Annotated in this window: 23 protein-coding genes; 11 read left to right on the top strand and 12 right to left on the bottom strand. The window is 56.4% G+C overall.

Translation table 11 applies throughout. The features are described from left to right. Positions 1 to 4 precede the first annotated feature (4 nt). Both ACL2XM_RS18830 and ACL2XM_RS18825 read right to left on the bottom strand, forming a co-directional pair. Positions 5 to 805: a BtpA/SgcQ family protein gene (locus ACL2XM_RS18830; protein WP_413731386.1), complete on the bottom strand. Its 801-nt coding sequence runs from the start codon at positions 803 to 805 to the stop codon at positions 5 to 7. 49 nt (positions 806 to 854) lie between these two features. After that, positions 855 to 1,706: a DeoR/GlpR family DNA-binding transcription regulator gene (locus tag ACL2XM_RS18825; protein WP_410012361.1), complete on the bottom strand. Its 852-nt coding sequence runs from the start codon at positions 1,704 to 1,706 to the stop codon at positions 855 to 857. 155 nt (positions 1,707 to 1,861) lie between these two features. Between ACL2XM_RS18825 and ACL2XM_RS18820 the strand changes: the two genes are divergently transcribed. The 5 genes from ACL2XM_RS18820 (at position 1,862) to ACL2XM_RS18800 (ending at position 7,051) form a co-directional block, all read left to right on the top strand. Next, positions 1,862 to 2,662, top strand: coding sequence for an SDR family NAD(P)-dependent oxidoreductase (locus ACL2XM_RS18820; RefSeq protein ID WP_410012360.1), 801 nt, complete (start codon positions 1,862 to 1,864; stop codon positions 2,660 to 2,662). 150 nt (positions 2,663 to 2,812) lie between these two features. Further along, positions 2,813 to 3,937, top strand: a complete 1,125-nt coding sequence (locus ACL2XM_RS18815; RefSeq protein ID WP_410012359.1) for an ABC transporter ATP-binding protein — start codon at positions 2,813 to 2,815, stop codon at positions 3,935 to 3,937. Between the two features lie 19 nt (positions 3,938 to 3,956). Next, on the top strand, positions 3,957 to 4,757 hold the full coding sequence (locus ACL2XM_RS18810) for a carbohydrate ABC transporter permease (RefSeq protein ID WP_410012358.1): 801 nt from the start codon (positions 3,957 to 3,959) through the stop codon (positions 4,755 to 4,757). A 128-nt stretch (positions 4,758 to 4,885) separates the two neighbouring features. After that, positions 4,886 to 6,118, top strand: coding sequence for an ABC transporter substrate-binding protein (locus ACL2XM_RS18805; RefSeq protein WP_410012357.1), 1,233 nt, complete (start codon positions 4,886 to 4,888; stop codon positions 6,116 to 6,118). Positions 6,119 to 6,127: 9 nt separating this feature from the next. Then, entirely contained in the window at positions 6,128 to 7,051 is a 924-nt protein-coding gene (locus ACL2XM_RS18800) for a carbohydrate ABC transporter permease (protein ID WP_410012356.1), read from the top strand. 164 nt (positions 7,052 to 7,215) lie between these two features. Here the strand turns inward: ACL2XM_RS18800 and ACL2XM_RS18795 are convergent, their stop codons facing one another. Next, entirely contained in the window at positions 7,216 to 8,646 is a 1,431-nt protein-coding gene (locus ACL2XM_RS18795) for a sugar porter family MFS transporter (RefSeq protein WP_413731384.1), read from the bottom strand. Positions 8,647 to 8,987: 341 nt separating this feature from the next. Between ACL2XM_RS18795 and cbpA the strand changes: the two genes are divergently transcribed. The 3 genes from cbpA (at position 8,988) to ACL2XM_RS18780 (ending at position 11,444) form a co-directional block, all read left to right on the top strand. Next, complete coding sequence (cbpA, locus tag ACL2XM_RS18790; RefSeq protein WP_410012354.1) at positions 8,988 to 9,926, top strand: curved DNA-binding protein; 939 nt, start codon at positions 8,988 to 8,990, stop codon at positions 9,924 to 9,926. A 6-nt stretch (positions 9,927 to 9,932) separates the two neighbouring features. Beyond that, a complete protein-coding gene (locus ACL2XM_RS18785; RefSeq protein WP_410012353.1) occupies positions 9,933 to 10,235 on the top strand; it encodes a chaperone modulator CbpM in 303 nt (100 codons plus the stop codon). Positions 10,236 to 10,430: 195 nt separating this feature from the next. After that, complete coding sequence (locus tag ACL2XM_RS18780) at positions 10,431 to 11,444, top strand: glycosyltransferase family 9 protein (protein WP_413731382.1); 1,014 nt, start codon at positions 10,431 to 10,433, stop codon at positions 11,442 to 11,444. Here ACL2XM_RS18780 and ACL2XM_RS18775 read toward each other — a convergent pair. Beyond that, positions 11,441 to 11,797 carry a DUF1493 family protein gene (locus ACL2XM_RS18775; RefSeq protein WP_410012350.1) on the bottom strand — a complete coding sequence of 119 codons (357 nt, stop codon included), beginning with the start codon at positions 11,795 to 11,797 and terminating at the stop codon, positions 11,441 to 11,443. The genes ACL2XM_RS18780 and ACL2XM_RS18775 overlap by 4 nt on opposite strands. Beyond that, positions 11,787 to 12,926 carry a glycosyltransferase family 9 protein gene (locus ACL2XM_RS18770; RefSeq protein ID WP_410012349.1) on the bottom strand — a complete coding sequence of 380 codons (1,140 nt, stop codon included), beginning with the start codon at positions 12,924 to 12,926 and terminating at the stop codon, positions 11,787 to 11,789. Before ACL2XM_RS18770 ends, ACL2XM_RS18775 begins: the two co-directional genes overlap by 11 nt. A 613-nt stretch (positions 12,927 to 13,539) precedes the next feature. On the opposite strand from ACL2XM_RS18770, the gene gntU reads away from it, so the two are divergent. Next, positions 13,540 to 14,877 carry a gluconate transporter gene (gene gntU, locus ACL2XM_RS18765; protein ID WP_410012348.1) on the top strand — a complete coding sequence of 446 codons (1,338 nt, stop codon included), beginning with the start codon at positions 13,540 to 13,542 and terminating at the stop codon, positions 14,875 to 14,877. Positions 14,878 to 15,017: 140 nt separating this feature from the next. On the opposite strand, the gene ACL2XM_RS18760 is transcribed toward gntU, so the two are convergent. Further along, on the bottom strand, positions 15,018 to 15,596 hold the full coding sequence (locus tag ACL2XM_RS18760; protein ID WP_413731381.1) for an Ail/Lom family outer membrane beta-barrel protein: 579 nt from the start codon (positions 15,594 to 15,596) through the stop codon (positions 15,018 to 15,020). Positions 15,597 to 16,103: 507 nt separating this feature from the next. Between ACL2XM_RS18760 and ACL2XM_RS18755 the strand changes: the two genes are divergently transcribed. Next, positions 16,104 to 16,775 carry a TetR/AcrR family transcriptional regulator gene (locus ACL2XM_RS18755; RefSeq protein WP_410012346.1) on the top strand — a complete coding sequence of 224 codons (672 nt, stop codon included), beginning with the start codon at positions 16,104 to 16,106 and terminating at the stop codon, positions 16,773 to 16,775. 127 nt (positions 16,776 to 16,902) lie between these two features. On the opposite strand, the gene ACL2XM_RS18750 is transcribed toward ACL2XM_RS18755, so the two are convergent. The 5 genes from ACL2XM_RS18750 to panE all read right to left on the bottom strand — a co-directional run bounded on the left by ACL2XM_RS18750 (position 16,903) and on the right by panE (position 20,431). Next, positions 16,903 to 17,703 carry an anti-sigma factor family protein gene (locus tag ACL2XM_RS18750; RefSeq protein ID WP_413731380.1) on the bottom strand — a complete coding sequence of 267 codons (801 nt, stop codon included), beginning with the start codon at positions 17,701 to 17,703 and terminating at the stop codon, positions 16,903 to 16,905. Further along, positions 17,703 to 18,230: a sigma-70 family RNA polymerase sigma factor gene (locus tag ACL2XM_RS18745; RefSeq protein WP_413733237.1), complete on the bottom strand. Its 528-nt coding sequence runs from the start codon at positions 18,228 to 18,230 to the stop codon at positions 17,703 to 17,705. The genes ACL2XM_RS18750 and ACL2XM_RS18745 overlap by 1 nt, the downstream gene beginning before the upstream one ends. A gap of 23 nt (positions 18,231 to 18,253) precedes the next feature. Further along, positions 18,254 to 18,736, bottom strand: a complete 483-nt coding sequence (locus ACL2XM_RS18740) for a tetratricopeptide repeat protein (RefSeq protein ID WP_410016642.1) — start codon at positions 18,734 to 18,736, stop codon at positions 18,254 to 18,256. A gap of 102 nt (positions 18,737 to 18,838) precedes the next feature. Beyond that, positions 18,839 to 19,408, bottom strand: a complete 570-nt coding sequence (locus tag ACL2XM_RS18735) for a cytochrome b (protein WP_410012344.1) — start codon at positions 19,406 to 19,408, stop codon at positions 18,839 to 18,841. A gap of 90 nt (positions 19,409 to 19,498) precedes the next feature. Beyond that, positions 19,499 to 20,431, bottom strand: a complete 933-nt coding sequence (gene panE, locus ACL2XM_RS18730; RefSeq protein WP_413731379.1) for a 2-dehydropantoate 2-reductase — start codon at positions 20,429 to 20,431, stop codon at positions 19,499 to 19,501. Between the two features lie 569 nt (positions 20,432 to 21,000). Between panE and ACL2XM_RS18725 the strand changes: the two genes are divergently transcribed. After that, positions 21,001 to 21,738, top strand: a complete 738-nt coding sequence (locus ACL2XM_RS18725) for a metallophosphoesterase (RefSeq protein WP_413722000.1) — start codon at positions 21,001 to 21,003, stop codon at positions 21,736 to 21,738. Between the two features lie 70 nt (positions 21,739 to 21,808). Here ACL2XM_RS18725 and lsrK read toward each other — a convergent pair whose 3' ends face one another. Then, positions 21,809 to 23,416 carry an autoinducer-2 kinase gene (gene lsrK, locus ACL2XM_RS18720; protein WP_410012340.1) on the bottom strand — a complete coding sequence of 536 codons (1,608 nt, stop codon included), beginning with the start codon at positions 23,414 to 23,416 and terminating at the stop codon, positions 21,809 to 21,811. Positions 23,417 to 23,461 lie beyond the last annotated feature (45 nt).

Below are 23,461 nucleotides of genomic sequence, written 5' to 3'. Positions count from 1 at the left end.
TTCATTAACGCAGGCTTTCCACCACATCCATAAAGCGCTTGACCCGATCACCGTCCACCGCGTTCCAGGTATAGCCGTCCACCTTGAAATGCGTGCCAATAACCACGCCGCTGGCCATGCTTAACACGTCGCGCACGTTATCGATGGTGGTGCCAGTGTTGGCGAATACCGGCACGTCGGGAACTGCTTCGCAGACTTTACGCAGATGGGATTTATCCGCCGCCTCGCCGGTTATCTGGCCGGAAACCAGAATGGCGTCGGCCAGAGAGGAGAATACCGCGCTGCGCGCGCGCAGCTCAATCGGCCGGCAGTCCAGGGAATGGGCGAATTCGGCGTTGATATTGAACAGCAGCTTCATATCGTCCCGGCCCAAATTATGGCGCAGCCGGGACGCGGTGGCGCAGTCGGGCTGCCAGATGCCCATGTCGGAGGCGAACACGCCGGTAAAAATTTCCCGCACAAAACTGGCGCCGGTGACGGCGCCGATGGCGACGCTGGCATTCGGATCCCACAGGTAGTTGACGCCGAAGGGTACCCTAAGCGCCGGTTTAATGGCCTGCACCACCGCCGACATGGCGGCGACGCCTTCCAATGCCGCGTTAAACACATAAGGCCGGTCATTTTCGTTGCCGAACATGATGGCGTCCACGCCGCCCGCCTGTAGCTTTTCCACATCGGCCAGCACATCGGCGATCAGTTTATCAATGCCGCCGCCGGCATCATAGAGCGGGGACCCCGGCAGCGCGCCGATATGCGCCATGGCTATAACCGCCTTGGCTTTATTACCAAAAAAATCAAAAATCATAGGACACTCCAGACGATGTTATCGGGGACCGGTATCCCCGGGCCACGTATCAGCAGCCTGCCGACAAAGGCGGAGCGATGACCACCTTAATCCTGGCTGCCTCGAGCGCCAGGGCAATTGCCGGTGGCGGCGAGCTCTCGGTAATCAGCATGTCCACACCCTCGAGCGGGGCGATGTTCACCAGCGACATGCGTTGGAATTTGGATGAATCGCACAGCACCACGGTATAACCCGATCGGTTTAGGTAAAGCCGTTTCAGGTCCACATCCTCAAAGGAGTAGTCATAAATGCCGTCGGCGGTAATGCCGGAAACACCGATAAAGGCGACATCAAACCACAGCTGTTCAAACTGGGCGATGGCGGCCGGGCCGCCCATGGCCATTTCATCGCCGCGCATATGCCCGCCCGCGAGATAAATATCCGGCGCCCCGCTGCTCATACGGTGGGCAATGCGCACGCTGTTGGTGAAAATTTTCATCCGCTGGCGCTCCAGTAGTCTTTCCGCCACCAAATAGGTGGTGGTGCCGACATCCAGCGCCACGGTGCGGTAACCGCAGGCGATATCCGCCGCCATCGCCGCAATGCGGGCCTTTGCCTCGCAATGCTTTACCAGGCGGGCGTCAAAACTGGGTTCTTCGCGGTCTATCGCCACCGGCGTAATGTGGTCCGGCAGCACCGCCCCGCCGTGGATCCGCACCAGTTTCCCTTCCGACTCCAGCTCGAGGAGATCGCGCCTGATGGTCATATCTGAAACGTCCAATTCGGCGGCGATGCCGGTAACCGAAACGGATCCCTGCTGCGCCAAGGTCTCGATGATATGTAAATGGCGGTCTTGTGCCAGAAGCCTGGGGCGTTCCGGTTTCGCGTCATAGGCCGAAAACTGTTCTTTATTGGTATTCATTCCGACATCCATTGCAGCTTAATGTTTGGGTTTGTCTATGATCAAACAATAATTCACATAATACGGAGAATTATTTTTTTATCAAACATATTTATGTTTTGATTTGTTCGATATTTTGTTGTAGATAATAGTGGATAACTTAGAGGAGCAGCAACATGAGCTATGATATTGCCAGTCCCTATCAGTATCACGATCTGGCCGGAAAGGCCGCGGTAGTCACGGGCGGCGCCACCGGTATCGGCCGGGCCATCGCCGCCGCGCTGGCCGCGCAGCGTGTGCGCGTCGCCATTGGTGATATCGATGAGGTAAAGGCGAAACGCACCGCCGAGGAATTAGGCGGCGAGACGTTTGGTTTTCATCTTGACGTATGCTCCCGCGCATCGGTCACCGCCGGGTTTGCCCGGGTAAATGAGGTTTTTGGCGGTTTTGAGATTTTAGCGGCCAACGCCGGGGTTTCTACGATGCAGCATGCGTTAAAACTCACCGATGACGAATGGGATTTTAATTTTGACGTCAATGCGCGCGGGGTGTTTCTGACCAATCAGATCGCCGCCCGCCAGTTTGTCGGCCAGGGCCGGGGGGTGATAGTCAATACCGCTTCCCTGGCGGCGAAAGTTGGCGCGCCGCTTCTGGCGCACTACTCCGCCAGTAAATTCGCGGTACTGGGCTGGACCCAGGCGCTGGCCCGTGAACTGGCGGTACATGGCATTAGGGTGAATGCCGTGTGCCCCGGATTTGTTAAAACGGGGATGCAGTCGCGAGAGGTGGAATGGGAAGCGGAGCTGCGTTCCGTCGAGCCGGAACGGGTCATTGCCGATTATATCGCGCAGACGCCGTTGGGACGTCTGGAAACCCCCGATGATGTCGCCGATGTGGTGGCGTTTTTGTGCTCGGACGCCGCCCGCTTTATGACCGGTCAGGGTGTTAATGTCACCGGTGGCGTTTATACCGGCTGATAAATACAACAAAAAGAAACATTCTAATCAGATGCGGACAACACTTCTGCGGGATCCGATAGGCAACCGGCGAAAGCGCGCCACCGGTAAAAGCAATCGTTTGCCCCGATGATGGTCGGTTTTGCGTTAACGTCAAAGAGAGGGAATACCATGGCTTCTATTGAACTGCGGCGGGTTTCCAAGATCTATCAAAACAATCAGTACAGCGTACGTGACGTCGACCTGAAGATTCGCGATGGTGAGTTTGTGATCTTTCTCGGCCCCTCCGGCTGCGGCAAATCCACGACGCTGCGCATGATTGCCGGCCTGGAAAGCATTACCTCCGGAGAACTGCGCATCAATGACCAAAATGTTAACCATGTGGCGCCCCGCGATCGCAATATTGCCGTGGTATTTCAAAGTTACGCGCTCTACCCCCATATGACGGTGGCGGAAAACATGGGTTTCGGTTTGAAAATGCGCGGCACCGCGACCGGCGTTATCCGGCAAAAGGTCGCCGAAACCGCCGCCATGCTGGGACTGGACCAACTTCTGCATCGCAAACCGGGCGCCCTGTCCGGCGGCCAGCGGCAGCGGGTGGCGCTGGGGCGCGCTATCGTGCGGGAACCGCAGGCTTTTCTGCTGGATGAGCCCTTATCCAACCTGGATACGCAACTGCGCGCCGAAATGCGCACCGAACTGATAAAACTGCACCGCAGGTTGGGTAAAACGATGGTGTATGTCACCCACGACCAGATAGAGGCGATGACCATGGGTGATCGCATCTGCATCATGCGCGACGGATACCTGGTACAGAGCGGCACGCCGTTGGAGGTTTACGCCAACCCGGCCAATACCTTTGTGGCGCGTTTTCTTTCCTCACCGCCCATCAACCTGATCCCCTGCGTGGTGCGCGCGTGGGCCAAGGGAGTATCTCTTGAGCTGAACGCCACCTGCCGCCTGCGGGTGGCGGATTACGCGCGGGGGGATTACCGGCACTATGACGGACAGCCTGTGATCCTGGGAATCCGCCCGGAAGATTTCCATGCGCGGCAGCTTAACGCCAACTGGCAGCCGGTGATGTTAAAGGTGACGGCTGTGGAAGCCCTGGGGGCGGAGAACATCGTCATCGGCACCATTGCCGATGTCCGGTTCGTGGTGCGGCTTGACCGGCATACTCTGCCGTCGCCCGGGAGTACCATCACCCTCTATATGGACCCCGACCCACTGCATTTATTTGACAGCCTGACGGGGGATGTCCTGCCGCGCCGGGCCTCCCCTCCACTCGCCAGCTAGGCTACACCGAGGGCATGGTATGTTACGCAAAATTGCACTGCATCTTGGGCTGATACTTTCCTGCCTGCTGGTGATACTGCCGCCGTTATGGGCGCTGCGCACGAGTCTGGTACCCGAGCCTATGGCCTACAGCGCCGATTTGTTCCCAGGCTGGTCATGGGAAAATTACCAGGGACTGCTTGAGAAAAACAATTTTCTGGTTCATTACCGCAACAGTCTGATTGTCTCGATATGTTCGGTGATTCTGGCGATGCCGTTTGCCGCCGCCACCGGTTATGCGTTTGCCCGTTTCAGGACCGGCGGACGGGCGGCGCGCTTTATTATGCTCGCAACCCAAATGCTGCCGGCGGTGGCGCTGGTATTGCCGGCGTTTGCCCTATTGCGCACGCTCGGGCTGACCAACTCGCTGGTCGGGTTGACGCTGGTGTACGCCGCGCTGAACCTGCCGTTCCTGACCTGGATCCTGATGGGTTTTTTCGAGGGTATACCAGTCGACCTGGAATGGGCGGCCATGACCGACGGCGCCACCGCCTGGGGCGCCTTCCGCCACGTGGTGCTGCCGGTTTCGCTGCCGGGCCTGGCCGCCGCCGCGGTGCTGGGGTTTATTCTTTCGTGGAACGAGTTTCTATTCGCCCTGGTGCTGAGCGGGCCGCAAACCTCGACTATTCCGGTGGCGCTGGCCGCGTTGCAAACGTCCAACGGCGTACAGATTGGCAAAGTGTCGGCGGGGGTGGTAATGGCCATTTTACCGCTGATTATCGCATCGCATTTTATCCAGCGTTTTATCGTCAAGGGCCTGACGTTCGGTAGCGTTAAATAATATAAGCGTTTAATAGTTAAAACCTCACGGCCCATTGTTCTTTTTCACCAGAGAAAATCATCAATCCGACGAAACAGGAGCCGGTCATGTTAATAAAGACAAAAATATTATTCTTATCAGGTTTGGTTATGTTGTCCACCGTTATGGCAGCGCAGGCAAAAGAGGTGGTATTGCGCGCCCTGATGGAAGATGTCCCTGAGACTCATATTATCGAGCAAATGCTGCCGCAATTCGAAAAAGAGAGCGGTATCAAGGTTGAGTTTGAAAAGATCGGCTACGGCGATATGCATGATAAGCTGGTAGCACAATTAATTGCTCCACAAAGTTATTACAATTTGCTGGAAGTGGATTTTCTATGGGCCGGTGAATTTCCCGCCGCGCAATGGCTAACCAATCTCACCCCGCTCATTAAAAAAGATAATTTTGATACGTCGGCGTTTATCCCATCCACCGTTTCACTGCTCAACCACGACAAAGATAAATTATTTATTTTGCCGATGTATAACTATTCCATGGGGCTGATATATCGCACTGATATTCTGGCGGATAAAACGCTACAGCAGCAATACCAGGCCAGCGCCAATAAGGCGTTGGTGCCACCGCAAACGCTTCAAGACTATGTCGCGTTAATTAAATATATTAAAGAAAAACAGGGTATTGCCGGGGCGGCCATGCAGGGGCAACGCGGGGATCCCAACAGCATGGAATTCTCCAACTATCTGTTTGCCGCCGGCGGCGATTACCTGGACCAGGATAATAAGGTGGTGCTCAATAGCCCGGCGGGTAAAAAGGCCCTGGCCTTATATGTCGATGCCATCCAGCATGGGGCCCAAGCTGGCGCGCTGTCCGCCACCCTCGACGATACCATGCGTTTGATGTGCGGCGGCAAGGCCTTCAGCATGATCACCTACTGGTGGATGCTGCCGCAACTGGACAACCAGCAGGCATGCCCGGCCGTGGCGGGTAAACTGGCGCTGACGACGATGCCGGGCGGCCATGGTGAAAGCGGCGGCTGGGGATGGGGCATTCCACATAATGTTTCACCTGAAGAAAAACAGGCCGCCTGGACCTTTATCCAATGGGTGCAAAGTAAAAAAACCGAAACCGAGCGCGCGCTGCAGGGCCATGCGCCGGTGCGCGCCGATGTCTACCAAGACCCGGCGGTGCTGGCTAAATTCCCCTATTACCAAACCGCGCAGCAGGTGGTCGCCAGCGGCAAATCTTTCCCTATCTTCACCTATTCCGCCCAGTATGAGGATGTGCTCGGCACCCAACTTTCCCAAGTGGCCGGCGGCAGCGGCACCGTTGACGGGGCGCTGGCGGAATCCGCCGCCCAGCTTGAAAAGCTGATGAAGAAGTAGAAGTCATTGATGATGCTATCTAAAACCTCCGCAGCTTCCCTGCGACAGACAAAACCCGACCGCGTCGGGTTTGACCGGTTTCGCCTGACCGGCTGGGCGTTTGCCTCACCGGGTTTGACCGCATTGGCTATCGTGCTGGGTTTCCCTGTGCTGTATGCCGTCGCCCTGGCTTTCTCTTCCTTTACCCTGATGCGGCCTGCCCTGGCGCCGTTTGCCGGCATCGACAACTTTGTCGCCGTACTGAACGATGGGGCATTTTGGGCGGCTGCCTGGTTGACTATTAAATATTCGCTGATTACCGTCACCGGCGAGTTTTTGGCGGGGCTGGGCATTGCTCTGATGCTTAACCGGGTGGTCAGGACCCGGCCGCTTTATTTCGCGTTGCTGACCATCCCGATGGCGATGTCGCCGGTATGCGTTGCGCTGATTTGGCGTATGTTGCTGCAGCCCAACCTGGGTATTATCAACCATGTGTTCGAGTCCTGGGGACTACCGCGCATGGACTGGTTGGGCAATCCGACCCTGGCGTTCTGGAGCATGGCGTTTATTGATGTCTGGCAGCAAATGTCTTTTGTGGTGCTGATCCTGGCGGCCGGTCTTGCCGCGCTGCCACGTGAACCTTACGAGGCCGCCGAAATGGACGGCGCCAGGCAATGGCAGCAATTTTGGTATATTACCTTGCCGATGCTGCGCCCGGTGGCGGCCATCGCCGTGGTCATCCAGCTGATTAACGAGCTGCGAACCTATGATTTGCCTTATGTGCTGACCCGCGGCGGCCCCGGTACCGCCACCGAGGTACTGAGTTTTTTTGCCTACCGTCGGGCCTTCCTCGGCCTGTCGATTAACGAAGGCTCGGCCGCCGCACTGGTATTGCTGCTCATTGTGCTCGCCATGACGGTCATCTTTTTCGCCATGCTGGAGCGGCGTCGTTAATCGCCGGGGCAACCCGCTGTTCCTGATAACGTTACGCCAGCCCAGGGGATTGGCGCCCGGCACGTATGAAGGCAGGTGGCGGCTAATATCGGTATTGGCGCCGGCAACGACTGACGATAGCGGTATATTAGCCGCTATTAGCCGCTATTAGCCGCTATTAGCCGCTACTGGCCGATATGCCGCAGCTTTTTACCCGCCAGCAGGTTGTGCTCTATTTTTTCCAGCGACATATTTTTGGTTTCCGGTATCAGGATAAAGGTGATCACCACAAAGACCACATTAAGCGCGCTGTAGAGCCAGAACGTGGCGGCGGCGCCAATATGTCCCATCAGGGTCAGGAAGGTGGCGCCGATAATCATATTGGCGACCCAGTTGGTGGTGGTGGAACAGGTAATGCCGAAGTCGCGGCTTTTCAGCGGCTGGATTTCAGAACACAGGATCCAGACCACCGGCGCGGCGCTCATGGCGTAACCGGCGATGCACATCATGGTCATGCCCACCGCCAGATAGGAAATGCCGGCGGAATGATTGCCGCTATCGATCAATTGCAGGCAAACCCCCAGCAGCAGCGTGCCGACGGCGATGACGCTAAAGCCGATTTTCAGTGCCGGCTTGCGCCCCGCCTTGTCCACCATGCCGATGGCGATAAACGTCGCCAGCACAAACGTCAGACCGACGATAACCGTCGCGATCATTTGTTGGCGGGTGGTGGTGAATCCCGCCAGGCTGAAAATTTTCGGCGCGTAATACATGATGATATTCATACCGGTAAATTGCTGCATTGCCTGCAACAACATGCCGAGAAACACCGCCCGGCGCACATTGCCGTTGGACTTGAATAATGCCCAGCCGTTTTGCTTGAGCTTCAGGCTTTCACGGATATCATTGAGCTCTTGCCGCGCCTTTTCCGAGGTGTCGCGCAGCATCCGCAGTACCTGTTCCGCCTCGATATGCCGTCCCTTGGATGCCAGCCAGCGGGGACTGTTGGGCAGAAAAAACACCGCCGCCAGCAAGACGATCGCCGGGATGCACAGCACGCCCAGCATGGCGCGCCAGTTGCCGCTAGCGCTAAAGGCGGTATCGGACAAAAAGGCCAGCAATATGCCCAGGGTCACCATCAGCTGATACATGGCGATAAGCTTGCCGCGTATGGATTCGGTGGCCATTTCGGACAAATAAAGCGGCGCGGTATAGGACGCGATGCCGATGGCAAAACCCAGCAGCACACGGCTGAGCAACAGGATTTCCGCCGACTGGGCCAGCGCCGAGCCAACAGAGCCGAAGATAAACAGCACGGCGCCGATCATCAGGCTGTATTTGCGTCCCAGACGGGAAGAGAACCAGCCGTTGGCCAGCGCCCCGATCGCCGCGCCCAGCATCATGCTGCTGACTATCCACTCCTGCAATTGATTGCTCAGGGAAAAATGCTCGGCGATAAGCGGCAGGGCGCCGGCAATCACGCCGATATCCAGCCCGAACAACAGGCCGGCCATGGCGGCGGAGAAGGCGATAAACGCATTCATAAAGCGCGCGTTACCGGCCAACGGAATGCCGGTAGCGGCGGCCGGGGAGGGGTATTCGCCAGAGTGTGACATGAAGTCTCCATACAAAGCATAACAACGGCGGTCAGCCGGACAGGTGCTTAACATGGAACCCATTGCCGTTCAGCGTGAGACTTGGTCGGCTAAAGATATAGAGAGTCCTGCTACTTATCTGGTATTTGTGATAGGTGTATCACATTTATTAGCTGGTTAATCCCTACAAAATGGATAAAACAGCTTTACGATTGCCCGCTTTTTTTATGCCGCGCGCCGGCGACCGGACAGACTTTTAATGCACTGGCCGAAGTGCTAAAGTTAATCAAATTGCAGGTATTTCCGTCAGCGGTGGGTTTAAACGCCGCAATTCACTACATCAAATATGGCGGTAGGGCTGTATGGATTTTAAAGATTATTATGCCGCTCTGGGTGTCGAACCCACGGCCGATATTAAAACGATCAAAACCGCGTATCGCCGGCTGGCGCGTAAATATCATCCCGACGTCAGCACCGAGCCCAATGCCGAAGCTAAATTCAAAGATATCGCAGAAGCCTATGAGGTGCTCAAGGACAGCGCCCGTCGCGCCGAATACGATGAACTGCGTAAATATGGTCAGGGCGGGCGCTTCGAGGCACCCCCCGGCTGGCAGCCCGGCGGGCGCGCCGGCGGCCAGGCGCAAAACGATTTCGAGCCGCGTGACTATTCCGATTTTTTTGAATCGGTGTTCGGCGGCCAGGCCCGTGGCGGACAGCGCGCCCGCGCGCCCAGGCGCGGCCAGGATGCTGAAATTGAGGTGGCGGTATTCCTGGAGGAAACCCTTGAGGAGCACCAGCGCACCATCAGTTATCAACTGTCGGCCCCGGTTGAGCGCGGGCGGCAGGGCGCGCCGATCGGCAAAACGCTGAAGGTGAAGATCCCCGCCGGCGTCAGCGACGGCGATCGCATCCGCATCAAAGGACAGGGGCCCGCGGGCAGCAACGGCGGCGACAATGGCGACCTTTATTTGGTTATCCGCATCGCCCCGCATCCGTTATTTGACATCGACGGCAACAACCTGCTGGTCACTTTGCCCCTGGCCCCTTGGGAAGCGGCGCTTGGCGCTAAAGTCACGGTGCCCACGCTCACCGGCAAGATTACCCTTACCGTGCCGGCCAACAGCCAGACCGGCCAGCACCTGCGCGTCAAGGGCAAGGGCCTGGTGAATAAGCAGGGAACCGGCGATTTATATGCTTTGATTAAAGTGGTGATGCCGCCGCAGGCCGACGATCGGGCCCGTGACCTGTGGACGCAGCTCGCCGCGCAATGTGCGTTTAATCCTCGTGCGGAATGGGAGTAAAAGGCCATGACCGATGTCAGGGTTACCCTGGAAATCACGGAAATTTGCCAAACAGCCAGTATTTCCCGGGACGAACTGTTAGAAGTGGTGGCGTTGGGCATTATTGCCCCGCAGGATAACTCAACCGACGACTGGCGTTTCGAGCCGGCGGCGTTGCGGGAGCTTAAGCGGGCGCAGCGCCTGCGCCAGGATTTGGAGCTGGACTGGGCGGGCATTGCGCTGGCGGTGAACCTGCTTGACGAAATCTCCCGCTTAAGAACGGAGAACCGGCGTTTGCATCAGCGCCTGGACCGCTTTCTGATGAAATAATTGGCCGGCGACCCGGCCGGTTACCCCCCTCTTTCAGCCCTGGTCCAGGGCTGATATCATTTATTGCCTTATCATTTATCTTCAAATGGTTGAACGTGTCTAATTCGCCGGTGTCCTATAACCGGTCATAAACCATCCTTATGTGGCCCGGTGGGGTTTTAACCTGACTGTTAATTCTATCAGCGGAGCAACGCCATGAGAGCCTTGGTGGTATGTCGGGATAATATCGGCGATACGTTGTTGACCACTCCGCTCATCCGCGCCCTGGCCAGGGAAGGCGGCTACCAGGTCGATGTCCTGGCAAACAGCTACAATGCCGGGGTGCTGGCGCGCAATCCCGATATCGGCAATATCTACGTCTATCAGAAAAGCCACCATCGCGGCGCGGGCGCATCCCGTCTCGGTATTCTCCTGCGCCGGATAAAAATCATGTGGCTTATCCGCCGTACGCATTACGATATTGCCGTGATTGCCAAAAGTCGCTGGGACCGGCGGGTATTAAAATGGGGCACATTGTCGGGGGCCGCCAGGATCCTGGCCCTGGGCGAACTTTCCCATCCGATGATTACCGATTTGGTCACGCCGCCGCCAGGGAGCCGGGAACATCTGGTGCAGCGATTTCACCGTATGCTGGCCCCCCTGGGGCTACGTTCTCCCGCCGGACCCCTGGTGCTTAACGCCGATCCGGCCGCGGTCGACGCGCTGTCGGCACGTTACGGCATCGAGCCCGGCCAGCCGGTCATCGGGCTGCAAATCAGCGCCCGCAGAATTCTGCAGCGCTGGCCCGAGGCTCATTTTGTCGCCTTGGCAAGGCTCATCGCCGCCGCCGGTCCCGGCAGGATCATCCTGCTCTGGTCGCCGGGCGCGGCGGATAATCCCACGCATCCGGGTGATGACGCGTTGGCTGCGCGCATTGTGGCCGCCTGCCGTTTACCTGGTTTGATCCCTATCGCCACCCGATCGCTGGATGAGCTGACGGCGGCCATGCAGCTGTGCGACAGCGTGGTGACCAGCGACGGCGGGGCGATGCATATCGCGGCCGGATTGGGCAAAGGCATTGTCGCGTTATTCGGCGACAGCGATCCGATATGCTGGGCCCCCTGGCGGGTGCCGCATACGGTTTTGCTGGCAGAGGATAACAATGTGGCGTCTCTGACACCCGAACGGGTGTATCAGGCGTTGCGCGGGCTCAGGCCGGAAGCGCGCTAGTTTTCCTGCCGCGGCCATCTGCCGGCGCGGGCGGCCGAGACCAGCATCGCCAGGGTTAATGGCCGCGGACCGTCTGGCGGCGCAGCACCGATGCTCAGGCCCAAATGCTGCATTATCCTGATGGGGATCGGGCGGTTGTTTTCCGGGAAATAGGCCAAATGGTCGTAGTGGCTGGCGTCGACCTGAAAAAGCAGAAAAAAGTCGTTCATCAGGTGATCGAATTCGTCTTGGGATAAATTCAGATCCTCGCGCAGGGAAAAGGCCGGGCACAGGGGCTTGCTCCGGCCCCAGATATCGGGCTGGCGAAACGGGCTGATAAAATCGAATACCTGCTGGCGCAAATCAGGTTCCATAATGGTATTCGCTCATTGCCAGATCCGGCGTGTTGTCCTGGCCGCGGCGGTAACTCCGGCGCACGGCGGCAAAAACTTCATCGACGGTAATGGCCGTCATCGGGAACGGGCTGTTGGCCAGGTCCGGCGCCAGCGTGTGCAGCGGTTTATAAAACACATGGTGCAGGTGCTGGTCCTGGTAGGGCCCGGTATACAAGGGATTGGCGGTCACGAACAGGCTTACGGTCCGCACCTGCTGCGCAATCGCCAGATGCAGTGGCCCGGTATCGCCGGTTACCAGCGTATCAAAAGTGGTTATCGCGGCGGCAAGTTCCAGCAGGCTGGTTTTACCCACCAGTGAAATTACCCGGCGCCGGTTATCAGCCGGTATCAGGGCCATGAAGTCATCGACCAGGGATAACTCGTTCTTGCCGCCGATAAGCACCACGTCAAGCGTTGAATCCTGATCCATCAGTTTGCGGCTTAACGCGGCGAAGCTCGCCGGCGGCCAGCGCCTGAAATCCCGCGAGGCGCCAAGCTGGAAGCCGACGCGAACCCTATCCAGGGGTTTTGCCTGATGCGGGATGACCACTGGAATCGCCATCCGCACCGCGGTCGTATCGCATCCCAGGGGTTGCAGCAGATTCAGCTTGCGTTGCACGGTATGTCCCTCGAATTTTTGCGAGTAGGCGGTGAGCCAGGGGTTGAGCGCCGGGCTTTCGCTGCCGTAATGATCGCGAAAGATGTAACGGCATCCGGCCAGTACCACGCTTAGGATATCGTAAGGAAAATAGGAGTGCAGGATCACCGCCAATTGCGGACGCAGGCGACGTAATTTATAGATAAAATAGATAATATTATTGAACTTATTGTTCCAGTATATGACCTCGTCAAACAGCGCGCTGTTATGTACCAGTTCCTTATTTTTCGGGCTGGACACCAGCACCAGCCTGGCATGGGGGAATTTTTTCCTGAGCGCATGAATTGCAGGGGTATTAAGAATTAAATCGCCTAGCGCAGTAGTGGAATAGATGACAATACAACTAATGTCATTATTGTTGCACTCGTCCGCCCGGCCTTTTTTATAGCCGCTAAAAAAAGTGTAGCAAGAGAGTATCTTGTTGATAATATTGATCTTATTTCTTTTCATAGCGTTATTTTATTAATAAGAGAATTAAAGGCATAATAACATAACCTGGCCAAAAAATATTCGCTATTATTGCCAGGAAATCGTTAAATTCGTAAATGCTGATGGCAAAACGGAGCGGCCAGAAGAACAGGGTATGCCATTTTTATCGCCAAGTTAAATTAAATAATTTTATATGTTACTTAAATGGCGTTTATACCAAATGCTCCATGAGCTTGTCCTTGGAGGGTTTTTATTTTGGTAAGTTCAATTAATTTTAATTTTAATAGTAACTCTGTCATAAATTAAATAGGGTTTGGCATATCTTGCAATAATATCTGCTTAAATCCATGAGTAACATTACATAATCTACCCGTGAGTTATTTATTCACCCTGTGACTCGACCCGGTCTGGGGCAAAGCAACATTCGTTACAAAAAAAATGTGATATAACCCCATTTTTTGGAGGTACATCACACTTTTAGTGTGATCTGCTTCTAAGTTCTTGCCTTTTTTATAGTCAGGAAGGACTATTGTTACCGGTAACATTTTTTCTTTAGGAGTCAGCGCGTGATCGCACAAAAAAGAACTACCGTCAGGACCGGCGGCGCCATGACCGGTATGGCGGATAAGGCAATATGAGTACCTTAACATTGATTATCACCGCCATCGGGTCGGTGCTTATCCTGCTGTTCCTGGTGATGAAAGCGCGTATGCACGCGTTTGTCGCCCTGCTGTTGGTTTCCGTGGGCACAGGTATCTTCTCCGGAATGCCGCTGGAAAAAATTGCCGATACCATGCAGGCGGGCATGGGCGGGACGCTGGGCTTCCTGGCCATCGTCGTCGCTCTGGGGTCGATGTTTGGCAAGGTTTTGCATGAGACCGGCGCGCTGGATCAAATCGCCGGTAAAATGGTGAAGTGCTTTGGTGAAAGCCGCGCCTTTTTGGCTATGGGTATCGTGGGATTAATTTGCGCGTTGCCGCTGTTTTTTGAAGTGGCGGTCATGCTGCTGATTGGCGTGGTTTTTGCCGTCGCCCGTCGTACCGACGGTAATTTGGTTAAGTTATTGGTGCCGTTATTTGCCGGCGTTGCGGCGGCGGCGGCATTTTTGCTGCCTGGTCCGACGCCAATGCTGCTCGCCTCGCAGATGCACGCGGATTTTGGCTGGATGATTGCCATCGGCCTGATGGCGGCAATCCCGGGCATGCTGTTGGCCGGTCCGGTATTCGGCAGCTTTATCAGCAAGTCTGTTTTTATCCCGGTGCCGGCGGATGTCGCTGAACCGCAGCTGAAAACGGGCGAGCTGCCGTCGTTTGGTTTTAGCGTCTCGCTGGTGCTGTTTCCGCTGATCCTGGTGGGGTTGAAAACCATCGGCGTGCGCTTTGTGGCCCAGGGCGGAACCATGTATCGCTGGATGGAACTGGTCGGTCACCCGTTTATCGCCATCCTGCTCGCCTGCCTGGTGGCCATCTACGGTCTGGCTTATCGCCAGGGCATGAGTAAGGATAAGGTGATGGAGATTTGCTCGGCGGCGTTGCAGCCGGCGGGCATCATCCTGCTGGTGACCGGCGCCGGCGGGGTATTCAAACAGGTATTGGTGGATTCCGGCGTAGGGCCGGCGCTGGGCAATGCCCTGATCAGCACCGGACTGCCGATTGCCGTGGCCTGCTTTGTGCTGGCCGCCGCTATCCGCATTATCCAGGGGTCCGCCACCGTTGCCTGCCTGACCACCGTCGGCCTGATTATGCCGGTGGTCGCGCCGCTGGGATTCAGCGGCGCGCAGATGGCGGCGCTGTCGGTATGCATCGGCGGCGGCTCCATTGTCTGCAGTCACGTCAACGATGCCGGCTTCTGGCTGTTCGGCAAGCTGACCGGCGCCACCGAACTGCAAACGTTAAAGACCTGGACGGTTATGGAAACCATTCTCGGCACCACCGGCGCGGTGGTGGGCATGATTGCCTTTGCCTTGCTATGATTCCCTCCACGCGGCTTTGCGTCCATAGCCGCTCAAGAGGATGCCGATAGCCACCGCGTAGACGGGCGTGAATCACACTGTCCGGATAAGACATCTGCCCGCCGCCGGCAATCATTCTTGCCGTCGGCGGGCAGCGCTAATCAGAAGCGATAACCCACGCCCGCGTTAAACCCATTGATTGCCAGTGATTTATGATTATCGCTGGCTTTGAAATGGGAGCCTTCATATCCCACGTCCAGCGTCAGGTTTGAAGTGGGGTTAAACTGCACACCGGCTCCATACATCAGGGACGTATTTTTATAGTTAGCCTGGCTTTCTCTTATTACCTTTCCTGTTTTATCATAAGCCTTGCGGTTATAGTCCAATTTATTAAAGTTAACCCCAGCCAGGCCATAAATACTGATAAATTCATTGAATCGGAAAGCCGGGCCGGCGGCAAGAGACAGATAACGGAATTTTTCTTTTTCTTCGCCGGTGCGATAGTTCTGTTTAGGATCAAATGCGGAGTAAGAATCATTGGAGCCCATAAACGTCATGGAAGTAATAATACCGACCGGACTCTCCCCTTCATAACGATACTTGAGATTCGCGCCTTTGGGACGGGAGTCTAAAATTTTACTCTGCGCATACCCCAAAGACAGGGTATGTTCGTTAGCGGCGGCGGCAAAACTGGTTCCCAGGGTCGCGCAAGCGGCCAGCGCAAGGCATATTTTTTTCATTATCTCATCCTTAATTAATTTATAAATTAAATATATGCAATTGTTCAATAGTGTTATAACGCGTGAGTATAATAACGTGTTTGAGGGCGAGAATTTTAAACGAAACGTTACACTGAGAAAGAATAAATAAAAATCACCGGGTTAAATTGAACTTCTTGGTAATGCATGTTCATAAAATTGCTTATTAAAGTATTAAGTAATGTATGTAACAAGAGAGGGTGTCGGCATGAAATTCGATTATTTTTTATAATTAACCGCTATTGCCTGAATTAAAAAAAAGATGACGTCTGTGCATTATATTCCATGCCCCGGCCGCGGTTGAGAGGACCTTGCCTCCGCCTTCGACCATTATTGCCGCTCTCCGCTGTCGAAAGCGGTCCTCGCGCCGGGATGTCCCTGGGGCAACAGCCTTGACAAAATCTGAAAACCACCTCGACACTGGCGTCGCGATTTTTTATAATGGCCATTAATTATTCAATCACCGCAGTTTGGGCCAGAGAGGATGTCATGAGCATTGAACAAGCAGCATGTCTGAAGAAGGGTCGTGGACGCCCTAAGCAGTTTGACCGCGACATCGCTTTGGACAAGGCGCTGGAAATGTTCTGGCGGCATGGTTATGAAGCCACCTCAATGGCCGATTTGGTCGAGGCCACCGGCGCCAAGGCGCCGACGCTGTATGCCGAGTTCGGTAATAAAGAAGGGTTGTTTCGCGCGGCGGTGGAACGCTATGTCAGCAAATTCGCCGAGAAAGGCAAAGCCTTGCTGACACGCCCCGGCAGTTCCATCACCGAAGCCGTGGAAGGTTTTTTCCGCGCCGCGGCGGCCACCTTTACCGATAAGAGCCTGCCTTCAGGGTGCTTTATCATCTGCACGTCGGCGGCGTTGTCCGCCTCCTCGGAAGATGTCGCCGAATTGCTGCGCACGCGCCACCATTTGCAGGAAAATACGCTGCGGGAATTCCTGCTGGCCCGCCAGGCCCAGGACGAACTGCCCGCCGGCACCAACATCCCGGCGTTGGCGAAATATCTGGCCTGCACGCTGCAAGGCATGTCGGTCCAGGCCCGGGACGGCGCAACCCAGGAAGATTTGGACAGTATCGTTTCCACGCTTATGGCGGTCTGGCCGGAATTAATCCGCATCGGCGCGGACTTCAGGCTGCTTGCCGCCGTCGAAGCCTGACTTTTACCCCCGGCGGCCCGTCGGCGCAGCCTGGCCCCCCACCCCCTTGGCGCGCCGGCCAGGGGGCGTGTACATCCCCCGCCGTGCGCTGGTCCGTTTTACACGGCTGCCTGCGTGATACCACTGATTACCCCAGCATTAATTTTTGCGCCAGCGTACGCATTTCCGCCGCCGGATTATGGCCGATCAGCATAAAATGGTGCTTTTGCGCGCTCCAGTACACCACGTTCATCTCCAGGCGGACTTCGCTTTGCGCGCCGCGGTTACCCGCGCGATCGGCCGTGGTAATACAGAACGCCAGTGGGCCATGGCTAGGGTCCAGATAGGCGATTTGCGCAATGGGCTGGCTATCGTAACGCAGCATCCGGGCAAACTTCAGCTCTATCCCCGGCAGGGACAGGCGTGAAGGCTCAAGCGCCAGGCCCAGCTTGGCGCCGATAGTGCGCAGTTGCCGGTGTTGCAGCGCCATGGATTCGGGCATGTCGGCAAAGGTTTCATTGGTATAAAGCGACATATACTGCGCAACCAGGCCGCGCCAGTTGCCCTCGGGCGCTTCGCCGTCTCCCAGCCCCGCCGACAGCCGTCCGGCCACGCCGCCCACCGCCAGGCACGCTATCGCCGCCGCGATCAGCTGGCGCCGGCTGACGCCATTCCCGCGCGCAGACGACGCCGGCAATGGTGAAGACCCGGCGTACAGCGTTGCCAGCCCGGCCTTTAAGCGGGCCACCGGCGCCTGTTCCAGCAGGCCGGCATAAGCCGCGCCAAACGGCAGGCTGGCGGAATCCAGATGGGCCAGACGCGCCGCCAGCCGTGGGTCCCGGCTGACCTGCTCCTCTATCTGACGGCGTTGTGCCGCGCTGATTTCATTATCCAAGTAAGCCACCAGGGTTTCATCGGAAAACGGCGGAGCCGGGTGTTGTTGTGTCATTAAAAATCCCCCTCTGCCACGATCCGTCCTGACGCGACGGCGGTGTCGTTTGCCAACCGTTGCCGGGCGGTCGCCAGTCGGCTCATAATAGTGCCGATAGGTACGGACAAGGTATGTGCCGCTTCCTGATAGGTAAAACCTTCCACATAAACCAGGAATACCGCATTGCGCTGCGCCTCCGGCAACCGGTTGACCCGCGCCATGACTTGATTCGCCCAAATAGCATTCACCGCGCTATGGTCGTCGGTTGGAACATCGGCGCCATCGATATCAACAAATCCCTGGCCCTGGCGGATTAACCGTGACCTGATCTCATTGACCCATATTGAATGCAGAATCGTGAACAGCCAGCGATCCAGGGTGGTGCCGGCGGTAAACTGCCCCGCACGCTCCAGGGCGCGCACGCAGGTCGCCTGCACCAAATCATCGGCGATATCCGGTTTGCGCGATAACACTATGCCGTAGCGCCAAAGGCGCGCCAGATGGTGCTCCAGTTCGCCTCTGATCTCGTCTGCTTTCACACTTATCCTCTCACTGCCGGATGCGCTGCCTACAGCTCGGGGTGGCCGTCAATGGCCGCCGCCAGATCGCGATATTCCTCGCATCCGGTACCGCACAGGGTCTTGATCGTGGCCAGCTGTTCCCTGGCCAGGTCCGGACGTCCCTTGATCATATAGGCTTCGCCAAGATATTCGCGTACCTGGGCATAATGCGGATCGAGGGCGATCGATTTCTGATAATACCCGATGCCCTCGTCGGTGCGCCCCAGCTTGCGGGTGGCGTAACCGCGATAATTCCAGGCCTGGGCGGTATTGGGCTGCCTGAGGGTATTCAATACTCCCAGCGCCTCGTCATAACGCCCGGCCTTGGCCAGGGAATAGGCATACCGGGCGCGATCGGCGTCGGATAGCATGCCGCCTTTATCCACCATGCAGCTTTTGGTGCGTGAATCGTAGATCTGTCCCTTGGGACAGGTGGGCGTCGTGGCCGAACTGTCGCCCATGGCGTTCGCCGCGCCGGACAGCAGCAGCATGACGCCGCCCGCCAGCGGCAGGACGCGTTTTTTTAATACCCTTACAGTCGCTGCGTAAGTCATGGTTGGTACTCCGGTGGTTAAGGGGCGGATATCCGGACGTTATTCTGCCGGCGGGAACATTCTTTTCAGCGTATCGTCGCGCAGTACGTAGTGATGGAATAACGCCGCGCAGGCATGCAGGCCCGCAAGGATGATAATGGTCCACGCGGTATAGAAATGCAGCATGCCGAACGTACGGCGCAGCATGGGATCGACGCCGAAAATATCAGGAACAGGAAACAGGCCGAAAAACAGAAAAGGTTCGCCCTGAGCCCACCGGAACAGAAAGCCCAGGGTAACCTGCCCGATCAGCAGCAGGTATAGCGCCCAATGGGTCAGCTTGGCGATACGGTGCAGCCATAATGACGACGAGGCGGCGGGTAATCGTTTCCCGGCCGTACCGCGCCAGATAAGCCGGGCGACAATCAGAGCGGCGAGCATGATACCGAAGGAGATGTGCAGCGACTGGAGCCCTTTACGCCAGGGCGTACCGCGCTCCAGTTGCTCCCATATCTGCGAGCTGGCAAAAAGAAAAATAACGATTAACGCCGTTGCCCAATGCAACGTGATGGTCCATTTATCATAGCGTCGCGAGGGCGTTTTTTCCGACGCGGAAGGTGTGGTTGACATACCTGTATCCTGATTGCCTGGTTGGAATACAGAGTAAACACCTCATCGTGGCAATTTATTCGCTTTTTATAAATTATTTTTCTCACCGGCCTATGACGCTACGGCGTGCTCCCGGCCGCGCTGATAGACCGCCAGATGGGTATAGGCGGCGCAAAGCAGGGGAGTGGCGAGCCCGGCGCGCTGGCCTATTGCCACCAGATCGCCCAGCACCTGCTCCGCCTCCACCTGGTAACCCTGGTTCATATCCCGGTACATGGACGAGGTTTGCGCTGAATTTTTCTGAGTCAATAACGCGGTGGTATGCGCGATATAGTCTTCGCGCCGCTGATAGCCCGCCGAGGTTATCACCGCCAGTATCTCGTTTATCATCGCGCGGGCGAACTGTTCCCCGCCCGGGGCCGCGGCCACCTGGCCGATATTGCCGCGCATCAGGCAGGTAATGGCGCCGAGGCTTGCCAGCAGCAGCCATTTTTCCCACATATCGTTGATGATGGTGGTGGATAACCGGGAGGTAAAACCCGCATCCTTGAACAGCGCATCAAGCCGGCTGATGCGATCGGACAGCGAGCCGTCCAGTTCGCCGTAGGTGAATTCATGCAGCGGGCTTAATTGCACGACCCGTCCCTGTTCGTCAAGGGTGGCGGCTATTTTGCACAACCCGCCGATAACCGCCTGCCCGCCGAAGCGGTCGATGAGGATCTCCAGATGCTTCATGCCGTTGAGTATCGGCATGATAATCGTATCGGCGCCCACCGCCGGGGCAATATCGTTAAGCGCCGCTTCCAGGCCGAAGGCTTTTACCGTTAACAGGATGACGTCAAAGGGGCGGTTGATTTGCGCAGCGGTTATCAGCTGCGGTTGCAATGACGTCTCGCCTGTGGGAGTGACTAACCGCAGGCCGTGATGGCGCAGCACATCGGCACGCTTGCCGCGCACCAAAAAAGTCACGTCGCGTCCGGCCTGGGCCAGCCTGCCGCCAAAATAACCTCCGGTAGCGCCTGCGCCGACAACTAAGATCCGCATAGTATTCCCTTCTTATTGTTAAATAGTGAAGAACCCCATCATCCGCCAGAAATGGGTGAGGATGCAACTCAGCGCGCGGACATCCCAGGCATCGCATAACCCGGTCTGGGATGGGGCCTGCGCCACGGAGCGGACAGGATACGTTAATCTAAACGCAATGCATGGCGTTAAGAAAATATCTTTCTAGCGGTTGATTATGAAAAATACTACCGTGATAATCCACGCTATTCAGTCTCAATAGCCAGCGTCAGGCCGGGATTTATATTGCGGCGGCAATTACCGCGGGATTATTTTCGCCACCTGCTGTTTGATCCGGTCTGGTCATGAAAATGTCATTTTATTCAATTATAATGAATTTAATAATATGATTTTAAAATAAAATATATTATGCCATTCTTAATAGATTATTGAATCGTATATGTTGACGCTTGGCGGTAAAAGTGCCGGCCGACCTGTTAATCGGCGCATGATGGATGACCCGTCATTCGATCCGATAATAATGTCATCGATAAGATAGTATTCAAAAGTTTTGATAATGTTATATGAATTAATATTAGCGGAGATAAGAAATGAAAATCATCCAGATCACCGACAGCCACCTGCGTTCAACGCCTGGCGCGACGATCCATGGCTATAATACCTATGAGGGGTTAACCTCGGTGATAGACGTTATTATTGACCATCATAATTTTGCATGCGAAGCACTGCTGGTTACCGGTGATATCTCTGATGACGGTTCTCACGCGTCTTATCGGCTCGCGCTGCAACAGATGAAAAGGCTGAGTCTGCCGATTTATTATTTGGGTGGTAATCATGATAACGCAATAAATCTGGCTGCGGTATTCGGCGCGGAAAAAAACGTCGGCAAGATAGAGGCGTTGTTATGCGACGATTGGCAATTTATCTGCGTCGACACCGTACAAAATAACCAGGACAGCGGTTTCCTGTCCGCGCAGGCGCAGGAGACATTGCGCAGGAAAATCGCCGGCGGTGAAAAAAATAATATCGCATTATTTATGCATCATCACCCCGTTGCCGTAGGTATACCTTTGGTCGATGATTGCATGCTGCTTAACGGCGAAGACATTATCGCCCTCTGTCAGGCTCACGATGAAATCAAGGCGCTGTGCTGCGGCCATGCGCATACAGAATATCAGGAAATACAAAATAATTGCATGATAAGCGTATGCCCGGCGACCTCGTTTCAATGGCAAGACGGCGCCAGAACACTACTCACGGAAAATAAGCGCGGGTTCAACATCCTGGAGTTCGGCGCAACCTATCAGGCCACAACCTTTTTTATATGACTGCCGTTAAGAGATATAACCTGCGCCATACCGTTGCCATCCCTGCAACGCGGCCGGCACTCCCCGCCGTTTACAGCCCGGGCGCTTTCCACATCGAGGTGGTCAGGCCATGATCCACCAGGCCCAGCTGGTCGGCGTACACCGCCTGCCAATTGATTTTCATTTCCTGGTAGCGCTGATGGTTTTCCATGTCGGGCTGGTATTCACGCTCCCAGCGCACCAGGCGCTCGCCGGTTTCGGCCAGCGCCGGATAGATGCCGGCGCCCACCCCGGCGGCGATGGCGCAGCCCAGCGCCGTGGCTTCCTTGACCTCGGGTACTTTAACCATCAGGCCGGTAACGTCGCTGAGGATCTGGCACCATAACTTACCTTTGGATCCGCCGCCGGCGAAAACCAACGAGGGCGCCTGTACGCCTGAGAAGCGGGCGATCTGCTCCAGATTGCAGGCACAAACGATGGCCGCGTTTTCTTCCAGGGCGCGGAACAGCGTCTGTTTATTGCAGCGATCGGGATCGATGGACAAATTGATAAACGAGGGGGCGGCGTGATACCAGGATTTAAAATGCATGGCGTCGGAAAATATCGGCATGATGCCATGGGATCCCACCGGTACGCGGGCCGCCATTTCCTCCAGCAGGCTATAGGTGTCCACGCCCATGCGCGCGGCGATGGATTTTTCCTCGCTGCAAAAAGCGTCGCGAAACCAGCGCATGGTAAGCCCGGTAAAAAAGCTGATGCACTCGGCCTGCGTCATGCCGGGGATGACATGGGGATTGATGCGGATGTTCATATCCGGATCGGTCATCGGCGCGGGCAGGTTAACCACCTGCTGCCAAAAGGTGCCGCCCAGCACCGCGGTTTGTCCCGGCTGCACGATGCCTAATCCCAGGCTGCCGAGCTGTACATCGCCGCCGCCCATGACGACCGGGGTGCCCGCCGCCAGTCCGCAGGCATGCGCGGCCAGGCGCGTGACCTCGCCCAATAGGGTGCCGGTCTCGCGCACCGGCGAGAGCATGTCGGCGCGCAGGCCGGCCATATCCAGCAGGCTGCGTTGCCAGTCGCGGCTGGAGAGACTCAGCATGCCGGTGGTGCCGGCGTTCGAGGGATCGACCGCCAGTTCCCCGGAAAGCATATAGGCCAGCCAGTCGCTTATCATGGTCAGCGTCGCCGCCCGGCGATACACGTCCGGCCGGTGGTGCGCCAGCCACAATAGGCGCGGCATGGCGCTCAGCGCCAGGGTTTGCCCGGAATACTCATATACCTCGCGCTCAAAACAATAATCGTGCAGTTCTTTCAGCTCGGCCACTTCGCGGCTGGCGCGGGCATCGACGTTGGCGCAGGCCCAGATGGGCTTGCCGTGGCGATCATAGAGCACGATGCCTTCGCGCATGGAGCAGGCGGCCACCGCCCGAATCGCCAGGGGAGGAAGCCCGGCGCGTTGCAGCGCCTGGCGTATGCATCCGCAGGCCAGCTGCCAGTTGTTGTCCAGATCAAAGTCCATGGACCCTGGGATGGCGGGGTCGGAGACGTGCCGCCATTCAGCCTGGCTCACGGCCACCTGATTGCCTGCGGTATCGAAAATTACCGCCCGCACGCTGCCGGTGCCGGCATCGATCGCCATCAGATAATCGCCGCCGGGGGCGGGGTCATTGTGCGTAGGGTTACAGAGTGATGTCATGGTTTTATCTCTGTTTTATCCGCGCCGGGGCGCGTTATGGGTATG

Origin of the sequence: Sodalis sp. RH20, from assembly GCF_047324205.1 — a bacterium.
GTDB lineage: Bacteria > Pseudomonadota > Gammaproteobacteria > Enterobacterales > Enterobacteriaceae > Acerihabitans.
The sequence above is the reverse complement of the archived record's forward strand: the minus strand, read 5'-3'. Positions and strand labels throughout refer to the sequence as shown.

Bases quoted from the DNA above. Each gene is read 5' to 3' on its own strand.
- ACL2XM_RS18760 (WP_413731381.1), bottom strand. From the start codon at position 15,596: ATGAAAAAAATATGCCTTGCGCTGGCCGCTTGCGCGACCCTGGGAACC.
- ACL2XM_RS18825 (WP_410012361.1), bottom strand. From the start codon at position 1,706: ATGAATACCAATAAAGAACAGTTTTCGGCCTATGACGCGAAACCGGAA.
- ACL2XM_RS18785 (WP_410012353.1), top strand. From the start codon at position 9,933: ATGACCGATGTCAGGGTTACCCTGGAAATCACGGAAATTTGCCAAACA.
- ACL2XM_RS18750 (WP_413731380.1), bottom strand. From the start codon at position 17,703: ATGACACAACAACACCCGGCTCCGCCGTTTTCCGATGAAACCCTGGTG.
- ACL2XM_RS18770 (WP_410012349.1), bottom strand. From the start codon at position 12,926: ATGAAAAGAAATAAGATCAATATTATCAACAAGATACTCTCTTGCTAC.
- lsrK (WP_410012340.1), bottom strand. From the start codon at position 23,416: ATGACATCACTCTGTAACCCTACGCACAATGACCCCGCCCCCGGCGGC.
- panE (WP_413731379.1), bottom strand. From the start codon at position 20,431: ATGCGGATCTTAGTTGTCGGCGCAGGCGCTACCGGAGGTTATTTTGGC.
- ACL2XM_RS18740 (WP_410016642.1), bottom strand. From the start codon at position 18,736: ATGCTGCTGCTGTCCGGCGCGGCGAACGCCATGGGCGACAGTTCGGCC.
- ACL2XM_RS18795 (WP_413731384.1), bottom strand. From the start codon at position 8,646: ATGTCACACTCTGGCGAATACCCCTCCCCGGCCGCCGCTACCGGCATT.
- ACL2XM_RS18755 (WP_410012346.1), top strand. From the start codon at position 16,104: ATGAGCATTGAACAAGCAGCATGTCTGAAGAAGGGTCGTGGACGCCCT.
- ACL2XM_RS18725 (WP_413722000.1), top strand. From the start codon at position 21,001: ATGAAAATCATCCAGATCACCGACAGCCACCTGCGTTCAACGCCTGGC.
- ACL2XM_RS18815 (WP_410012359.1), top strand. From the start codon at position 2,813: ATGGCTTCTATTGAACTGCGGCGGGTTTCCAAGATCTATCAAAACAAT.
- ACL2XM_RS18780 (WP_413731382.1), top strand. From the start codon at position 10,431: ATGAGAGCCTTGGTGGTATGTCGGGATAATATCGGCGATACGTTGTTG.
- ACL2XM_RS18735 (WP_410012344.1), bottom strand. From the start codon at position 19,408: ATGTCAACCACACCTTCCGCGTCGGAAAAAACGCCCTCGCGACGCTAT.
- ACL2XM_RS18830 (WP_413731386.1), bottom strand. From the start codon at position 805: ATGATTTTTGATTTTTTTGGTAATAAAGCCAAGGCGGTTATAGCCATG.
- ACL2XM_RS18810 (WP_410012358.1), top strand. From the start codon at position 3,957: ATGTTACGCAAAATTGCACTGCATCTTGGGCTGATACTTTCCTGCCTG.
- ACL2XM_RS18820 (WP_410012360.1), top strand. From the start codon at position 1,862: ATGAGCTATGATATTGCCAGTCCCTATCAGTATCACGATCTGGCCGGA.
- ACL2XM_RS18805 (WP_410012357.1), top strand. From the start codon at position 4,886: ATGTTGTCCACCGTTATGGCAGCGCAGGCAAAAGAGGTGGTATTGCGC.
- ACL2XM_RS18800 (WP_410012356.1), top strand. From the start codon at position 6,128: ATGATGCTATCTAAAACCTCCGCAGCTTCCCTGCGACAGACAAAACCC.
- gntU (WP_410012348.1), top strand. From the start codon at position 13,540: ATGAGTACCTTAACATTGATTATCACCGCCATCGGGTCGGTGCTTATC.
- cbpA (WP_410012354.1), top strand. From the start codon at position 8,988: ATGGATTTTAAAGATTATTATGCCGCTCTGGGTGTCGAACCCACGGCC.
- ACL2XM_RS18775 (WP_410012350.1), bottom strand. From the start codon at position 11,797: ATGGAACCTGATTTGCGCCAGCAGGTATTCGATTTTATCAGCCCGTTT.